Consider the following 16,416-nt stretch of genomic DNA (forward strand, 5'->3'; position numbering starts at 1 on the left):
CATGGATGCCGCCGGTCTCCTCGCGCTCGCCGAATCGAGCCTTCGCCTCTCCATCCCGCTGCTCTGCGCCTGCCTCGCCGGTCTCTGGTCGGAGCGCTCGGGCGTAATCGACATCGGGCTGGAGGGCAAGCTCCTCATCGCCGCCTTCGCCGCCGCCTCGGCGAGCTACGCCACCGGCAGCGCCTATTGGGGCCTCCTCGCCGGCATCGGCGCCTCGGTGCTGTTCGCGCTGGTCCACGGCTTCGCCTCGATCTCGCAACGCGGCAACCAGATCGTCTCGGGGGTGGCCATCAACATGCTGGCGGCGGGCCTCACCGCCGTCATCGGCAACGCGTGGTACGGCCAGGGCGGACGCACGCCGCCGCTCGAGGGCGACCAGCGCTTCACCGAGTTCTTCCTGGGCCATTCGATCCTCGTCTACGTGGCGCTCGCCCTCGTGCCGCTCACCTGGTGGGTGCTCGCCAAGACGCGCTTCGGCCTACGCCTGCGCGCCGTGGGCGAGAAGCCGGCCGCCGTCGACACCGCCGGCATCTCGGTGGTCGGCCTGCGCTACGTCGCCGTGATCATCGCGGGCGTGTTCTGCGGCATCGGCGGCGCCTTCATCGGCACGGCGCTCTCCGCGGGCTTCCTGCCGGGCATGACGGCGGGCAAGGGCTTCATCGCGCTCGCCGCGCTGATCTTCGCCAAGTGGCGCGCCTGGCCGGCGCTCGGCGCCTGCCTGCTCTTCGGCTTCCTGGAGGCGCTCTCCATTCGCCTGCAGGGCGTCGAGGTGCCGGGTCTCGGCGAGGTGCCGGTCCAGGCGATCCAGGCCCTGCCCTACGCGATGACCGTGATCCTGCTCGCGGGCTTCGTCGGGCGCGCGATCCCGCCCCGCGCCGCCGGGCAACCTTACGTGAAGGAGCGCTGACGATGACGGACGCCTCCGCGATCGACGAGCTCTTCGCCGCCGCCCGCGCGGCGCAGGCGCGTGCGCACGTGCCCTATTCGCGCTTCCCCGTCGGCGCGGCGATCCGCGACGAGGCGGGGCGCGTGCATGCCGGCTGCAACGTCGAGAACGCCGCCTACCCGCAGGGCGCCTGCGCGGAGGCCGGCGCCATCTCCCGCATGATCGCCGAGGGCGGGCGGCGCATCGAGGCGATCCTCGTCGTCGGCGAGGGCGCGATGCTGTGCACGCCCTGCGGCGGCTGCCGCCAGCGCATCCGCGAGTTCGCCCGCCCCGGCACGCCGGTGCACATCGCCGGGCCCGAGGGCGTGCGCCGCAGCTTCACGCTGGACGAGCTCCTCCCCTTCTCGTTCGGCCCCGACAACCTCGATACCGCCGGAGGCGCCTCGTGAGCGAGCTCTCCTACGATCAGCGCGTGAGCGAGGCCGTCGCGGCGATCCGCGCGGCCGGCATCGACGGGCCCTTCGCCTGCGCGATCGTGCTCGGCACCGGGCTCGGTCCGCTGGCCGACAAGCTGGAGGACGCGGTCGCGTTGCCCTTCGCCGAGATCCCCCATTTTCCCAGGAGCGGCGTCTCCGGGCACGTGGGCCGGCTCGTTGCGGGGCGGCTCGAAGGCAAGCGCGTCCTGGCGCTGCAGGGACGCGCCCATTATTACGAGCACGGCGATCCCGCCGTGATGCGCGTCGCGATCGGCGCCATCGCCGCGCTCGGCGCCCCGCCGCTGCTGCTCACCAACGCCGCCGGCTCGACGCGCCTCGACATCCGCCCGCCGGCGCTCGTCGCCATGTCGGACCACATCAGCCTGTTCGGGAAGAACCCGCTCATCGGCGAGAGCGACGACAAACGCTTCGTGCCGATGACGGACGCCTACGATCCGGGCCTGCGCCAGACCCTCGCCCGCGCGGCGCGGGACGCGGACGTGGCCCTGCGCGAGGGCGTCTACCTCTGGGCGTCCGGCCCCTCCTTCGAGACGCCCGCCGAAATCCGCATGGCGCAGACGCTGGGCGCGGATCTCGTGGGCATGTCCACCGTTCCCGAGGCGATCCTGGCGCGCTTCTACGGCCTGCGCGTCGCGGGGCTCGCCACGGTGACGAACCTCGCGGCGGGGCTGGAGGGCTCGAATCCCAGCCACACGGAGACGAAGGAGATCGGCGCCGAGGCCGGCCCGATGCTCGAGCGCCTGGTTCGCGCCTTCGTCGCCCTCCTCGACTGAGCTTTGGAGACCATGAGCGATACCCCTCCCTCGGACGGCGACCTCGCGCGGCGCGCGATCGGGCTCACCGACCTCACCAATCTCGACGAGACCTGCACCGAGAGCGCCATCGACGCGCTCTGCGCCAAGGCGAAAGGCGGCGACGGCGTGCCGCCCGTCGCGGCCGTGTGCGTCTGGCCGCAATTCGTCAGCCGCGCCAAGGCCACGCTGCGGGGCTCGGGCGTGCGGGTCGCGACCGTCGTGAACTTCCCCACCGGCGACGAGGACGTGGAGCGCGTGGTCGAGCAGACGCGCGAGGCGCTGCGCGACGGTGCCGACGAGATCGACCTCGTCCTGCCCTACCGCGCCTTCCTCGCGGGCGAGGAGGAGGAGGCCCGCGGCATGCTCGCCGCCGTGCGCGAGCGCGTGCCGGCCGAGCGCGTGCTCAAGGTCATCCTGGAGACGGGCGAGCTGAAGGACGCCGACGCCATCCGCCGCGCGAGCACGCTCGCCATCGCCGAGGGCGCGGATTTCGTGAAGACCTCCACCGGCAAGACGCCGATCTCGGCGACGCCGGAGGCCGCGCGGATCATGCTGGAGACGATCGAGGCCGCCCCGGGCGGCCGTCGCGTCGGCCTCAAGCCGTCGGGCGGCATCCGTACGCTCGACCAGGCACGCGCCTATCTCGACCTCGCCGCCGAGATCATGGGCGAGGGCTGGGCGCGGCCCGAGACCTTCCGCTTCGGCGCGAGCGGGCTGCACGGTGCCCTCGTCGCGGCGCTCGGCGGAGCGTCGTCCGGCGATGCGCCGGCGCCGCAGGGCGGGAGCTATTGAGATGACGCTGCTTCCTCAGGAGATCATCCGCGTCAAGCGCGACGGCGGGACGCTCGCCGCCGCCGACATCGAAGCCTTCGTCGCGGGCCTCGTCGACGGGCGGGTCACCGAGGGCCAGGCGGCGGCGCTCGCCATGGCGATCTTCTTCAATAAGCTCTCGCTCGACGAGCGCGTGGCGCTCACCCGCGCGATGATGGCCTCGGGCCAGGTGCTGACCTGGGACCTGCCCGGCCCCGTCCTCGACAAGCATTCCACCGGCGGCGTCGGCGATTGCGTGTCGCTGCCGCTCGGCCCTGCGATCGCCGCCTGCGGCGGCTTCGTGCCGATGATCTCGGGGCGCGGGCTCGGCCATACCGGCGGCACGCTCGACAAGCTCGATTCCGTTCCAGGCTACGTCACGCAGCCCGACATCGAGACCTTCCGAAGGGTCGTGCGCGAGACCGGCTGCGCCATCATCGGCCAGACGGCGGACCTCGCTCCCGCGGACAAGCGCCTCTACGCCATCCGCGACGTGACGGCGACGGTGGAGAGCCTCGACCTGATCACCGCCTCGATCCTGTCGAAGAAGCTCGCCGCCGGCCTCCAGGGTCTCGCCATGGACGTGAAGGTGGGCTCGGGCGCCTTCATGGTGGCGCGCGACGACGCCCGCGCGCTGGCGGAAAGCCTCGTCGCCGTGGCCAACGGCGCGGGCTTGCGCACGCACGCGGTTCTCACGGACATGGACCAGCCGCTGGCGTCCGCCGCCGGCAACGCGGTCGAGGTCGCCTATTGCATCGACTACCTCACCGGAAAGCGCCGCGAGCCGCGTTTCCACGCGGTCACCGTCGCTCTGGGCGCCGAGATGCTGCTGCTCGGCGGCCTCGCCGCCGATCGCGAGGCGGGCGCCGCGATGATGGAGGAGGCGGTGTCGTCGGGCCGCGCGGCGGAGGCCTTCGCCAAGATGGTCGCGGCGCTCGGCGGGCCGAAGGACATCCTCGAGCGGCCGGACGCGCATCTCGCGAAGAGCGCCGTCACGATGCCGGTCCACGCCGAGGCGTCCGGCACGATCACCCGCATCGAGACCCGCGCGGTGGGCATGGCCGTCGTGGCGCTCGGCGGCGGGCGGGCACGGGCGCAGGACACGATCGACCCCGCCGTGGGCTTGACCGATCTCGCCGCCGTCGGCGACACCGTGGATGCGAGCCGCCCGCTCGCCCTCGTCCACGCCCGCGACGCGGCCTCCGCGGAGGCGGCGGCCCGCGCGCTCCGCGCGGCCTACCGGGTCGGCGAGGGACCGGCGGCGGGCGCCGCGCCGGTGCTCGAACGGGTGGAGGGCTGATCCATGTCGATCCTCGTGGCGATCGAAGGCTGGGACGTCCCGTCCTGGGTGGAGCGCTTCCAGCGCCTCTTTCCCGAGCGCAAGGTCGTCACCCTGGACGAGCCCTTCGATCGGCGCGAGGTGCATTACGTCGTCTCCTGGAAGCACCCGCACGGCGCGCTCTCGGGCCTGCCGAACCTCGCCGCGATCTTCTCGCTGGGCGCCGGCGTCGACCACATCATGGCCGATCCGCGCCTGCCGGACGCGCCCGTCGTGCGCGTCGTCGACGCGGACCTGACGACGCGCATGAGCGAGTACGTCGTGCTCCACGCGCTCGCGCACATGCGCCAATTGCCGCGCTACATGGCCCAGCAGCGCGCCGGCACGTGGGAGGACGACCGCTTCCAGCCCTGCGCGGGCGACGTGCGCGTCGGCGTGATGGGGCTCGGCGAGCTCGGTCGCGACGCGGCCGCGAAGCTGCGCACCATGGGCTTCCGAGTGGCGGGGTGGTCGCGCACCGGCCGGACGATGGACGGCGTGGAGACGCATTCCGGCGAGGAGGGGCTCGACGCCTTCCTGGCGCGCACCGACATCCTCGTCGTGCTGCTGCCGCTCACCGAGGCGACCCGCGGCATCCTGAACCTCGACCTCTTCGCCAAGCTCGCGAAGGACGGCCCGCTGGGCGGCCCCATCCTGATCAACGCCGGGCGCGGCGGCCTGCAGGTCGAGGGCGACATCCTCGCCGCGCTCGAATCGGGCGTGCTGAAGGCGGCCTCCCTCGACGTGTTCGAGGTGGAGCCCCTGCCCGCCGAGAGCCCGCTCTGGACCCATCCGCGCGTGATCGTCACGCCCCACAACGCCGCCATGAGCCACCCGGACACGATCTCGCGGCTCATCGCCGACCAGATCGCCCGGCTGGAGAGCGGCGGCGCGTTGACGAACGTGGTGGACCCGCAGGCGGGGTACTAGAGTTCTCCTGGTGCGGCCCTTCCGCGCCGACACCTGGGACACTCCGTCATGAAGCTCTTCGCCTGCGCCGTCTGCGGCGCGCCGCTGCAATTCGAGGAGAGCGCCTGCCCCTCCTGCGGGACGCGGCTCGGATTCCTGCCGCGCGAGCGCCGCCTCGCGGCGCTGCGCCTCGACGGCGAGGCGTGGGTGCCCGTCGGCGACGATGCGGGTCCGGGGCGGCCGGCGCGCCATCTCTTCTGCGCCAACGCCGCCTACGGCGCCTGCACCTGGCTCGTCCCGGAGGAGGAGGCCGGCGACGGTCGCTTCTGCATCGCCTGCCGCCACAATCGCACCATTCCCGACCTGACGCAGGACACGAATGCCGGCCGCTGGCGCAAGCTCGAAGCCGCCAAGAAGCGGCTGTTCTACACGCTGATGAATCTCGGCCTGCCCCTGACCCAGCGGCCGGACGACCCGGCCGGGCTCGCCTTCGACTTCCTGGCGGATTCACCCGTCCACGACGAGCCGGGCGTGATGACGGGCCATGCCGACGGGCTCGTCACCATCGCCATCGCGGAAGCCGACGACAGCGAGCGCGAGGCGCGCCGCAGCGCCATGGGCGAGCCTTATCGCACGCTGCTCGGGCACCTGCGCCACGAGGTGGGACACTACTACTGGACGAAGCTCGTCCAGGAGCCCGGCGCCCTCGACGGCTTCCGGGCTCTCTTCGGCGACGAGCGGACCGATTACGGTAGCGCCCTCCAGCGCCATTATTCGGAAGGCCCGCCGGCGGATTGGGAGCAGCGCCACGTCAGCGCCTATGCCAGCGCGCATCCGTGGGAGGACTGGGCGGAGACCTTCGCGCTTTACCTGCACATGGTCGATACGCTGGAGACGGCGGGCACGTTCGGCCTGCGCCTACGCCCGAAGCTGCCGGGCGGCGAGGAGCTCGCGACCTCGATCCCCTTCGATCCGCATCACGAGCCCGATCTCGCCCGCCTCGTCGACGCCTGGGGCCCGCTCACCTTCGCGGTGAACGCGCTCAATCGCTCCATGGGCCAGGCGGATCTCTACCCCTTCACCGTCGCGCCGGCGGCGGTGGAGAAGCTCGCCTTCGTCCACGCCCGCGTCCACGCCGTGGCGGCGTCGGGCTGAAGGCCCTATTCCGCCGCCGGAGCCGGCATCTTCGCCGCCTCCGGCGGGAGAGCCGGAAAGTCCGCTGCGAAGAGGGCGCCCTCGCCCGGCTCGCTCTCGATGACGAGGCGCCCGCGATGGCGCGCGACGATGTGCTTGACGATGGCGAGGCCGAGCCCCGTGCCGCCCTTCTCGCGGCTCGCGGCGACGTCGACGCGGTAGAAGCGCTCGGTGAGGCGCGGCAGGTGCTCGGGCGCGATGCCCGGGCCATGGTCGCGCACGGCGAGCCGGATCGTCTCGCCGGCCTCCCCGCGTCCGCGCGAGACCGACACCTCCACCCTCTTGCCGGTATCGGCGTATTTCACGGCGTTCTCGACGAGGTTCTCGACGACGCGCAGGAGCTCGTCGCGCTCGCCCGCGATGCGCGCCGGCTCGGTCGGCGCGGAGAACACGATCTCAACCCCCTTCTCGCGGACGAGCGGGGTGAGCGTGTCGATCATCTGGCGCGCGACGGCGGCGACGTCGAGCGGCGTCTGCGGCGCGACGTGGGCGCGCAGCTCGATGCGCGAGAGCGAGAGCAGGTCGTCGATGAGCCGGCTCATGCGCTGGGCCTGCACGCGCATGATCTCGAGGAAGCGCTCGCGCGCGTTCGCGTCGTTCTTGGCGGGCCCCTGCAAAGTCTCGACGAAGCCCAGCAGCGAGGAGAGCGGCGTGCGCAGCTCGTGGCTCACGTTGGCCACGAAGTCGACGCGCATGGTCTCGAGGCGGCGCGCGGAGGTCAGGTCGCGGAAGAACAGGACGACGCTGCGCTCGCTCGCGGGCCGCTCGATGCCGGCGCTCTCGGAGCGCTCGGCCTCCATGTCGAGGGGACCGATCATCACCTCGAAGACGCGTTCGGTCGGCACCCGCTCGGCGTATTCCACGCGCACCCGCTCGCCGGTGCGCAGCGCCTCCTCGACGCCGTCGAGCACCTGCGGCGTGCGCAGCGCGAAGGAGAGCGGGTGGCCGAGCCGGATCGCCGGCAGGAGCGCGCGGGCGGCGCCGTTCGTCTCGCGCACGATGACGCGCCGGTCCACCATCACCACGGGATCGGGGATGTTCTCGAGGAGCGCCTCGACGATGGCGAGGCGCCGGCCGGCGGCGACGAGCTTCTTCACGCGTCGCGCCTGGACCCGCTCGCCCACGGCGACGGCGGCGGCTGCGACCGCCACGGGAATCGAGACGACGAGCCAGAGGTTCACGCCCTCGGTGGCGGCGGCGACGAGGAAGAGCAGGCCCGTCGCGATGAGCGCCCCCGAGGCGACCGCACGACGCGAGGCGCGGTCGCGGGCGACGCCGCTCTCGTCCTCGTCCGGTCCCTCGAGATTAGGCCGATCCATCCCCTGGTCGTCGCCTTCGTGCTCGGGTTGCGTCGACGCGTACGTCACGCCAGCGGCTCCTCCGGCTCCAGCACGGTGCGCAGGGCCTTCAGGCGCCGCGTGATCTCATACGCGCCGAGCAGCGCCAAGGCCAGGACGAACGGGAGGAAATAGTAGCAGATTCGAAACAGCATCAGCGCCCCGAGCACCTGCTCGCGCGGCAGATGCGAGAGCGCGATGAGGATCGTCGCCTCGAACACGCCGAGCCCGCCCGGCGCGTGCGAGGCGATGCCGAGCATCACCGCGACGACGTAGACGGCGAGGAAGACCTCGAAGCCGATGCCGTGGCCGGCGGGCAGCAGCACGTAGAGCACGGCGCTCGCCGCGCAGACCTCGGCGGCGCCGATCAAGGATTGCCCCAGCGAGAGCCGGAAGCCCGGCAGCTCGAGGCGCCAGCCCTGGATCGTCACGCCGCGGCGCTTGATGGAGACGAAGGCCATGTAGGCGACGAGCGCGACGCCGACGCCGATACCGATGGCCTGGACGATGAGCGAGCCGAGCCGCGTCAGGGCGGCGACGGCGCCGGCCTCCGACAGCAGCGTCCAGGTCAGGACGAGGCCCATGCCGAGCCAGAAGGTGATGCCGGCGATGACGGTGAGGCTCGCCACCCGGCTCGCCCGCAGGCCTTTGGGCGCGTAGATCCAGTAGCGCACGGTCCCGCCCGTCAGGAGCGGAAAGCCCAGGTTGAAGCTCACCGCGTAGCTCGTGAACGAGGCGAGCGCCGTCGTGCGGTAGGGCACGCGCAAGTGCAGCTGCTTGAGCGCCAGCGCGTCGTAGCAGGTGAGCAGCGCGTAGGAGAGCGTGGCGAAGCCGATGGCCGCCCAGAGCTGCTCGGCGCTGGCCGCGACGAAAGCGCGCTTGAGCTCGGCCCAGTCGAGATCCGAGACCACGTGCCAGAGGAAGGCGATGGAGGCCGCGAAGAGCACGACGCCGAGCGCCGTGCCGATCCAGGCGAAGCGTCGCGAGCCCTGCGGCATGCGGTTGACGGCGCCCGTCGGCCGCGCCTCGGCGCGGGGTGGCCCGGCGGCCTCGTCCGGCGCGCCGTCGGGTTTGGTCTCGTCGCTCATCCGCAAGAAGGAGGTCCGTCTGTGTGCGGCCGACGCGACGAGTCTCGCCGGCTGGGCGCGTGCCTGCCGCGTCACATAGGCCGGGCGGACGCGGCTTGCAATGCGCCGCCTCCGCCGAAGGGAGGAGCCGCCGCGGCATGGCGGAGGCCGGCCCCCTCGCCTATCCTCCCGCGCGGGCGGGGACGGCACGAGCGAGGGCGCCGACGAAACCGAGGCGCGCGAAGGGGGAGCCGATGGCCGGCGGCACGATCTCGTTCTTCACCGACATGCTCCAGCAGATCGCCGAGCGCGGACGCTCGCTCGTCTCCGGCGGGCGGGTCGAGCCGCGCAGCGCCGAGGCGCTGGCGGCACTCGCCGAGGACCTCCTGTCGGGCGTCGGCGAGGCGACGAGCGTGGCGCGCGCGGGCGACCTGCTCGCGGCCTACGCGGCGGCGCCGCTTCCCGTGCGGCGCGGCTTCCTCGTCCTCCTGGCGGGCCGTTTCGGGCCGGTGGAGGAGCGCATCGCCCACGCCATCGAGGCCTACGCCCAAGCGCCGGGCCCGCGCATGGCGATGGCGCTGCATCTCGCCGCCGAGCCGCGCCGGCAGGACCTCTTCCGCAAGCTCAACCGCGCGCCGGGCGGCACGCTCGCCCTCGTGCGCATGCGCGAGGACGTGCTCGCGCTCATGGCCGAGGAGCCGGCGCTCGCCGATGTCGACGCCGATTTTCGCCACCTCTTCGCCTCCTGGTTCAACCGCGGCTTCCTCGCGCTGAGGCGCATCGACTGGACGAGCCCCGCCAACGTGCTGGAGAAGATCGTCGCCTACGAAGCGGTGCATCGCATCGAGAACCTGGAGGACCTGAAGAGCCGCCTCGCGCCGCCGGACCGGCGGCTCTACGCCTTCTTCCATCCCGCGCTGGCGGAGGAGCCGCTGATCTTCGTCGAGGTGGCGCTGACCCGCGAGATCCCCGGCGCCATCGCCGGCATCCTGGCGCCGGCGCGCACGCCGGTCTCCGCCGACGACGCGACGATCGCGGTGTTCTACGCGATCTCGAACTGCCAGAAAGGGCTCGCGGGGGTGAGCTTCGGCTCCTTCCTGATCAAGCAGGTGGTGGAGGAGCTCCGCCGCGACCTGCCGGGGCTTCGCACCTTCGCCACCCTCTCGCCGGTTCCCGGCTTCGCCGCCTGGCTGCGGCGCACGCTCGCGGACGATACCGACCCGGCGCTCTCGAAGGAGGAGCGCGCGGCGCTCGCCGCCCATTGGGCCGACGGCTTCGAGACCCGCGAGCCCGCTCGCGAGGCTCTGCGCGAGCCCTTGCGCGCCGCCTGCGCCACCTATCTCGCCCGCGCCCGGGGCCCCTCGGGCAAGCCGCTCGACCCGGTGGCCCGCTTCCATCTCGGCAACGGCGCGCGGCTGGAGCGTGTCAACGCCTTCGGGGACCTCTCGGAGAAGGGCCTCTCCCAGGCGGCGGGGACGATGGTCAACTATCTCTACGATCTCGACACGATCGAGCGCAATCACGAGGCCTATGCCGAGCGCGGCGAGGTCGCGATCTCGGGGGAGGTTCGCCGCCTCGCCAAGGGCACGCGCGCCTTGACGCCGGCGCGCGGCACGCCGTCGCCCGACGCGAGGAGCCCGGAGCGGGAGGCGGCGAAGGAGAGCGGCTGAGCGCGTGTGCAGCCGTTTTCCCGCAAGGCTTTTCCACATATCCGGTGGAGCGCGTTAACCCTTTCGTAAACCATGTCTTCGCGCCCCGGCGCGAATCTCATAGGGTCCCCTCGATACCGCGCGGGAGCGGGACCGGACGGGCAATGAATCAACAACCGAGACACGACGAACACGACGAGCTCGCAGCCGCGGAGAAGCGGTTCGCGCTCGACCTCCTGGCGGAAGCCTTCGCCGAAGGCCGGCTCGAAGGGCTCGACCCCGACTGCCTGGCGCACGCGGCGATCTTCTCCGGCTTCGAGGAGCTCGTCTCCACCTACGGCGAGGACGCGGCGGCGGACTACGCCCAGAGCCTCGTCGACCGCATCCGCTCCGGAGGGTTCTCGACGGCTCCGCGGCATTGAGGAGGCGGCTCAGCCGGTCCTCTCACCCCGCCAAAGCCTTCGCCACCGCGTCCCGCACGTCCTGCAGCGAGAACGGCTTCGTCAGGACGTCGGTGACGATGGCGTCGAGGTTGCGGGCGCGCTCGCGCTGCTCGGCGTAGCCCGTCATCAGGAGGATCGTCAGGTCCGGGCGCTCGCGCTTGGCCGAGAGGGCGAGCGCGATGCCGTCCATGATCGGCATGCGGATGTCGGTGACGAGGAGGTCGTAGGCGGCGCCCTCGGCCACGAGCATCTCGAGCGCGTCCGCGCCGTTCTCGGCCGTCTCGACGGAATGGCCGTCGAGCTCGAGGCCGCGCTTGAGGAAGCCGCGCACCGGCTCCTCGTCGTCGACGAGCAGGATCATCGCCATGGCAGGCCTCGTGTGTTCTTCTCTCGGTGTCGCGTCACGCCCGGGCCGTCATTTGGGCTCGAACAGGTCGGGCGCGCTCGAGGCGGTGTCGATCACGCCCACGAAGGGAAGCTGGCGATAGGAGTGCGCGATGTCCATCCCGTAGCCGACGACGAACATGTCGGGGCAGCGGAAGCCGACGAAGTCGGCGTCGATGTGCACGGCGCGCTTGCCCGGCTTCTCGAGCAGCACCGTGGAGAGCACCCGGCGCGCGCCGCGGGCGGCGAGCAGGTCCTTGGCGAAGACGAGGGTGCGGCCGGATTCGAGGATGTCGTCGATGAGCAGCACGTCGCGCCCCTCGATGGCGCTCTCGACGTCCCGCAGGATCGTCACCTGGCCCGACGACACCGTCGCCGCGCGATAGCTCGACAGGTGCATGAACTCCACCTGCGGCTGGAGCCCGACGCGATGCAGCGCGCGGATCAGGTCCGCGGCGAACATGAAGCTTCCCTTGAGGACGGCGACGACCAGGAGGTCCTTCGGCGCGGCGGCGACGATCTCGGCGGCGAGCTCCTCGCAGCGCTTGGCGATCGTCTCCTCGTCGAACAGCACGCGCACGCGTGTCTCGGGCATGATGGGACCTTCTCGTCAGGGGCTCGTCCCGGCGACGGTGGCCTGGGAAACGGGCGCGAATCTGACCAATACTTGCCGCGCTTCGGCCGGCGGCGCAACGAGGCGCGCGCGGAAGGGCGCGCTTTCCCCCGGCGCGAGATCGCCGCGGGGCGGCTCGACGGTCCAGGAATAGAGCGCCGTGTGCGTCGCGTCGCGCAGCGAGAAGGCGAGCGGCGCCACCGGGCGCGCCTCTCCCGTCACGTTGACGAGGACGCCCTGCACCTCGAGCACGCGCTGCCCGCCCTCCTCGAAGCGGGTGGAGACCACCTCGGCGATGGCGACGCCGGCGAGGTTCACCTCGAGCCCCACCATGCGGAAGAGCCCCGCCGTGGACGGCACGGCGCGCACGACGCTCTCGCGGGCGACGAGCACGCCGGCGAGCGCGAGGACGACGACGGCCGCAGCGATCGGCGCCGGGCGCAGGCGCGCGCGCAGGCCCGCGAGGACGGAGGCGCCTTTCGCCCCGATCTTCCCGCGCGCCGCCGCGACGGATGGCCGCGAGCGGCGCGATTGCGCGTCGACCACGAGATCGGGCCCGTCGGGATCCTCGTCGTCTTTCCCGCCTTCCATCGCCTCCGCCATGGCGAAGGCGGCGTCGATGTCGTTCTGGCCGAGCCCCGCGGCGGCGTCCGCCGCATCGTCCTCGATCTCGGGCGCGTCGTAGATCAGCTCGTCCGTCTCCGGCTCGGCTTCGGCGAAGAACGTCGTGCGGCACGACGCGCAGCGCACCGTTCGGCCGTTCGGCCTCAAATGCGCCGGGTCGATGACGTATTCGCTTGCACAGGACGGACAGGTGATCAGCATGGCGAATCAGGTCGGGCGCGCCCCGCTCGGTGCGGGTGCGGCCCTCCCATTGGCGAGCGTTTCGGTTAAGGGCGCGTGAAGGACGAATTCGACGATCTCGACGACGATGCTCCGCCGCCGCTCCTCGACACGGATGCGGAGGACATTCCCGTCGTGCATTTCGAGAACGTGGGCGTGCGCTACGGGCTCGGCCCAGAGATCCTGCGCGACCTCACCTTTTCCATCGGCCCGCGCTCGTTCCAGTTCCTCACCGGGCCTTCGGGCGCGGGCAAGACGACGCTCCTGCGCCTCATGCTGATGTCGATCGCGCCGACGCGCGGGCTCGTCACCATCTTCGGCGAGGAGGTGAGCCGCATCGACAAGGAGGGGCTCACGGGGCTGCGGCGACGCATGGGCGTCGTCTTCCAGGACTTCCGCCTCCTCGACCACCTCACCCTCTACGAGAACGTGGCGCTGCCGCTGCGCGTGCAGGGGCGCGAGGACGCGAGCTATCGCGCCGAGGTGACCGAGCTCCTCGACTGGGTGGGGCTCGGGCGTCGCATGCACGTGATGCCGCCGGTCCTCTCGGGTGGCGAGAAGCAGCGCGCGGCGATCGCGCGGGCGCTGATCACCCAGCCCGAGCTGCTGCTGGCCGACGAGCCCACCGGCAACGTCGATCCCGGCCTCGCCCGGCGGCTGCTGCGGCTGTTCATCGAGCTCAACCGGCTGGGCACCTCGGTCGTCATCGCCACCCACGACCTCACCCTGATGGATCTCGTCGACGCGCGCCGGCTGGTGCTCGGCGACGGCCATCTCCTCATCGACGAGTAGGACGACGCATGCGCCGCACGCACACGCCCGACCCGTTCGAGGAGGACGCCCTCGACCCGCTCGACGCCTCCGATCCCCGCCAGACGCCCCTCGACATCGGCCACGGCGCGCCGCAGGCCCGGGTGATCGAGCCCTCCTCGGTCGCGACGCCGGCGCTGACGCGCGACGCGCCCCTCGTGCCGGTCGATTCCGCCGCGAGCCGCGCGCTGATGGCGGTGATCGCCATTCTCACCTTCCTCGCGGCGCTGTGCGCGGGGGCCGCCGAGATCGTCGCGGCCAATTCCTCGGCCTGGCGCGCGAGCGTCGCGCGCGAGGCGACGATCCAGATCCGCCCGCGCGCGCAGATCGACATCGAGGCGCTGGTCGCCCAGGCGGCCGCGCTGGCGCGCGAGACGCCGGGCGTCGCGGCGGCGGAGCCCTACAGCGCCGAGGAATCGGCGCAGCTGCTCGAGCCCTGGCTCGGCGCCGGCCTCGATCTGGGGGAATTGCCGGTGCCGCGCCTCGTCGTGGTTCGCCTCGAGCCCGGTGCCGACCCGGACTTCACCGCCTTGCGCGCCGCGCTCGCCGACATACCCGGCGCGAGCCTCGACGATCACGGACAATGGATCGCGCGGCTCTCCGCCATGGCGAACACGGTCGTCGCCGTCGGCGTCGCGCTCGTCGTGCTCGTCCTCGTCGCCGCGGGTCTCGCGGTCGCCTTCGCCACCCGCGGCGCCATGGCCGGCAATCGCGAGATCGTCGAGGTGCTGCACTATGTCGGCGCCGACGACGGCTTCATCGCCCGCGAGTTCCAGAACCGCTTCCTGCGCATGGGGCTCAAGGGCGCCGCGATCGGCGGCGGGCTGGCGGTTCTCCTGTTCGCGCTGTTCGGCCGGCTCTCCGCCTCCTGGCGGGCCTCGCCCGCGGGCGATCAGATCGAGGCGCTGTTCGGCGGCTTCGAGGTCGGCTGGCGGGGGGCGGCCGTCATCGTCGTCATCGCGCTCGCGGTCTCGGGTGTCACCGCGATCGTCTCGGGTTTGTCGGTGAAGCGCATGCTCGCGGGCGCGTCGCAATGATTGCGTCGGCCATGAGCGCGCCGGCAATGAGCGCGCCGGCACGGCTTCGCGCGAAAGCCGCAGGGTGGTCACCGGGCTGCCGCAATCGAGGCTATCCTCGTGCGGTGACATGGCTCGACACACGCGCATGGCTGCCGCGGGCCCGGCGTCCGCTGAAATCCTCGACGGGGGGGAGACGGCTCTGATGAAGCCTCGCCCGCGTCGTTCGCTCGCGCGCCGGCTCGCCGGGACGCTCGTCGGTGGCGCGTTCCTGGGCGCCCTCGTCGTCGGCCTCGGCTTTCTCGTCTTCGCCGCGACGCTCGAGCGCCACATGGTGGAGCCCGAGCGCGCCGACGCCATCGTGGCGCTCACCGGCGGCTCCCAGCGCGTCACCGACGCTCTCGACCTCCTCGCCCGCGGCAAGGGCGGGCGGCTGCTCATCTCGGGCGTGCACGAGACCACGACGGTGGAGGAGATCGCTCGCCTCAATCCCGGCCGCGAGGACCTCCTGGGCTGCTGCGTCGATCTCGACCACCGCGCCCGAAACACGATCGGCAACGCGATAGAGACCCGCCGCTGGGCCGAGGAGCGGGGCTTTTCCTCGCTGATCGTGGTCACCTCGAACTACCACATGCCGCGCACGCTGCTCGAGCTCGAGAACGCGCTGCCGGACCTCGTCCTCGTTCCCTACGCCGTCGCGCCCGCCGGCCTCGACACCGACGAATGGTGGCGCGATCCCAATGCGGCGCGGCTGCTCGGCATCGAGTACCTCAAGTTCATCGCCGTGTGGCTGCGCACCGCCGTGGAGGGCGACCCCGAGCGCTCGCCCGCCGCCCACATGATGAGCGGCTTCCAGCGCCCGAGCGCACCGGCGATCGCCGCGGCGATTTGATTCGCCGGCGCGAGGGGCTAGAAGAGCGGCGCACCCGCACCCGCTCGAAAGCTCCCGATGCTCGTCCTGCGCTCGCTCGCCTTCAACACGCTCTACTACGTGAACCTGATCGTCTGGATGATCGTGATCCTGCCGACGCTCGCCATGCCGCGCGGCGCCTTCCGGGAGGTGGCGCGGGTCTGGGCGCATTCCTCCCTGTGGCTGCTGCGGGTCGTCGCGGGCACGAAGGTCGAGTGGCGCGGGCTCGAGAACATCCCGCCGGGAGCCATGCTCGTCGCGTCGAAGCACCAGTCCCTGTGGGAGACCTTCGCGCTCCTCGTCATCCTCGACGACCCTGCGTTCGTCCTCAAACGCGAGCTGATGTGGATCCCGTTCTTCGGCTGGTACGCCTGGAAGGCGCGCTCGGTGCCGATCAACCGCAAGGGCCGCTCCGCCGCGCTCGCCGATCTCGCCGTCGCCGCGGAGCGCACGCTCGCCGACGGGCGCCAGATCATCCTCTTTCCCGAGGGCACGCGACGCCCGCCCGGCGCGGAGCCGGCCTACAAGTGGGGGATCGTGCACCTCTACGACCGGCTCGGCGCGCCGGTGCTGCCCATCGCGCTCAATTCAGGCCTCTACTGGCCGCGCCGCAAGTTCCTGCGCCGCCCGGGCACGATCGTCGTCGAGGTCATGCCGCCGATCCTGCCGGGCAAGCCGAAGGAGGTCTTCTTCGCCGAGCTGCAGGCGACGATCGAGGCGGCCTCGAACCGCCTCCTCGCCGAAGGCCGCGCCGAGCTCGCTCAAGAGGGCTCGCCCGGGACGGTCGACGAGCGGCCGCGGACCTGACGCTCCGCGTCACCTCGGGTGGGGCGATGCTCGCGATACATTCATGCATTGAATGATGAGCTAGCTATAAATTATTGTCATATTAACGTTGCCGATGGACGCTAGAGGTGAGGCCGTCCGCCAGACAGG

At 71.9% G+C, this 16,416-nt stretch carries 18 protein-coding genes; 13 read left to right on the top strand and 5 right to left on the bottom strand.

Annotated features, from left to right (window positions below):
* Position 1 precedes the first annotated feature (1 nt).
* The 7 genes from IEX89_RS04870 to IEX89_RS04900 are packed head-to-tail and all read left to right on the top strand — an operon-like array spanning position 2 to position 6,369.
* Positions 2-907, top strand: a complete 906-nt coding sequence (locus IEX89_RS04870; RefSeq protein WP_188910226.1) for an ABC transporter permease — start codon at positions 2-4, stop codon at positions 905-907.
* 2 nt (positions 908-909) lie between these two features.
* A complete protein-coding gene (locus tag IEX89_RS04875) occupies positions 910-1,335 on the top strand; it encodes a cytidine deaminase (protein ID WP_188910228.1) in 426 nt (141 codons plus the stop codon).
* A gap of 23 nt (positions 1,336-1,358) precedes the next feature.
* Positions 1,359-2,156 carry a purine-nucleoside phosphorylase gene (locus IEX89_RS04880; RefSeq protein ID WP_188910964.1) on the top strand — a complete coding sequence of 266 codons (798 nt, stop codon included), beginning with the start codon at positions 1,359-1,361 and terminating at the stop codon, positions 2,154-2,156.
* 12 nt (positions 2,157-2,168) lie between these two features.
* Positions 2,169-2,969, top strand: coding sequence for a deoxyribose-phosphate aldolase (gene deoC, locus IEX89_RS04885; RefSeq protein ID WP_188910230.1), 801 nt, complete (start codon positions 2,169-2,171; stop codon positions 2,967-2,969).
* Between the two features lies 1 nt (position 2,970).
* Positions 2,971-4,287 (top strand): thymidine phosphorylase, encoded by a 1,317-nt coding sequence (deoA, locus tag IEX89_RS04890; RefSeq protein WP_188910233.1) that lies wholly within the window; start codon positions 2,971-2,973, stop codon positions 4,285-4,287.
* A gap of 3 nt (positions 4,288-4,290) precedes the next feature.
* Complete coding sequence (locus tag IEX89_RS04895) at positions 4,291-5,235, top strand: 2-hydroxyacid dehydrogenase (protein WP_188910234.1); 945 nt, start codon at positions 4,291-4,293, stop codon at positions 5,233-5,235.
* Between the two features lie 48 nt (positions 5,236-5,283).
* Positions 5,284-6,369 carry a zinc-binding metallopeptidase family protein gene (locus IEX89_RS04900; RefSeq protein WP_188910236.1) on the top strand — a complete coding sequence of 362 codons (1,086 nt, stop codon included), beginning with the start codon at positions 5,284-5,286 and terminating at the stop codon, positions 6,367-6,369.
* Between the two features lie 5 nt (positions 6,370-6,374).
* Here the strand turns inward: IEX89_RS04900 and IEX89_RS04905 are convergent, their stop codons facing one another.
* Together IEX89_RS04905 and IEX89_RS04910 are read right to left on the bottom strand one after the other, a co-directional pair.
* Positions 6,375-7,775 carry an ATP-binding protein gene (locus IEX89_RS04905; protein ID WP_373290550.1) on the bottom strand — a complete coding sequence of 467 codons (1,401 nt, stop codon included), beginning with the start codon at positions 7,773-7,775 and terminating at the stop codon, positions 6,375-6,377.
* Entirely contained in the window at positions 7,772-8,833 is a 1,062-nt protein-coding gene (locus tag IEX89_RS04910) for a lysylphosphatidylglycerol synthase domain-containing protein (RefSeq protein WP_188910238.1), read from the bottom strand. The genes IEX89_RS04905 and IEX89_RS04910 overlap by 4 nt, the downstream gene beginning before the upstream one ends.
* A gap of 233 nt (positions 8,834-9,066) precedes the next feature.
* On the opposite strand from IEX89_RS04910, the gene IEX89_RS04915 reads away from it, so the two are divergent.
* On the top strand, positions 9,067-10,482 hold the full coding sequence (locus IEX89_RS04915) for a malonyl-CoA decarboxylase (RefSeq protein WP_188910240.1): 1,416 nt from the start codon (positions 9,067-9,069) through the stop codon (positions 10,480-10,482).
* Positions 10,483-10,625: 143 nt separating this feature from the next.
* The gene (locus IEX89_RS04920) at positions 10,626-10,883 is read left to right on the top strand and encodes a hypothetical protein (protein WP_188910242.1); all 258 of its coding nucleotides are present in this window, start codon (positions 10,626-10,628) and stop codon (positions 10,881-10,883) included.
* Positions 10,884-10,905: 22 nt separating this feature from the next.
* On the opposite strand, the gene IEX89_RS04925 is transcribed toward IEX89_RS04920, so the two are convergent.
* Genes IEX89_RS04925 through IEX89_RS24345 form a run of 3 tightly spaced genes read right to left on the bottom strand, consistent with a single transcriptional unit; the run spans position 10,906 to position 12,726 of the window.
* Positions 10,906-11,271, bottom strand: a complete 366-nt coding sequence (locus tag IEX89_RS04925) for a response regulator (protein ID WP_188910244.1) — start codon at positions 11,269-11,271, stop codon at positions 10,906-10,908.
* Positions 11,272-11,319: 48 nt separating this feature from the next.
* Positions 11,320-11,883, bottom strand: a complete 564-nt coding sequence (gene hpt, locus IEX89_RS04930; protein WP_188910246.1) for a hypoxanthine phosphoribosyltransferase — start codon at positions 11,881-11,883, stop codon at positions 11,320-11,322.
* 15 nt (positions 11,884-11,898) lie between these two features.
* Entirely contained in the window at positions 11,899-12,726 is an 828-nt protein-coding gene (locus IEX89_RS24345) for a zinc-ribbon domain-containing protein (RefSeq protein WP_188910248.1), read from the bottom strand.
* 144 nt (positions 12,727-12,870) lie between these two features.
* Here IEX89_RS24345 and ftsE point away from each other — a divergent pair, with 144 nt between their 5' ends.
* From ftsE to IEX89_RS04955, 4 genes are all read left to right on the top strand, one after another.
* A complete protein-coding gene (ftsE, locus tag IEX89_RS04940; protein WP_188910968.1) occupies positions 12,871-13,536 on the top strand; it encodes a cell division ATP-binding protein FtsE in 666 nt (221 codons plus the stop codon).
* Between the two features lie 8 nt (positions 13,537-13,544).
* Positions 13,545-14,591, top strand: a complete 1,047-nt coding sequence (locus IEX89_RS04945; RefSeq protein WP_244645099.1) for a cell division protein FtsX — start codon at positions 13,545-13,547, stop codon at positions 14,589-14,591.
* A gap of 184 nt (positions 14,592-14,775) precedes the next feature.
* Positions 14,776-15,462 carry a YdcF family protein gene (locus IEX89_RS04950; RefSeq protein WP_188910249.1) on the top strand — a complete coding sequence of 229 codons (687 nt, stop codon included), beginning with the start codon at positions 14,776-14,778 and terminating at the stop codon, positions 15,460-15,462.
* 57 nt (positions 15,463-15,519) lie between these two features.
* A complete protein-coding gene (locus IEX89_RS04955) occupies positions 15,520-16,287 on the top strand; it encodes a lysophospholipid acyltransferase family protein (protein ID WP_188910252.1) in 768 nt (255 codons plus the stop codon).
* Positions 16,288-16,416 lie beyond the last annotated feature (129 nt).

The organism is Salinarimonas ramus, assembly GCF_014645695.1.
GTDB lineage: Bacteria > Pseudomonadota > Alphaproteobacteria > Rhizobiales > Beijerinckiaceae > Salinarimonas > Salinarimonas ramus.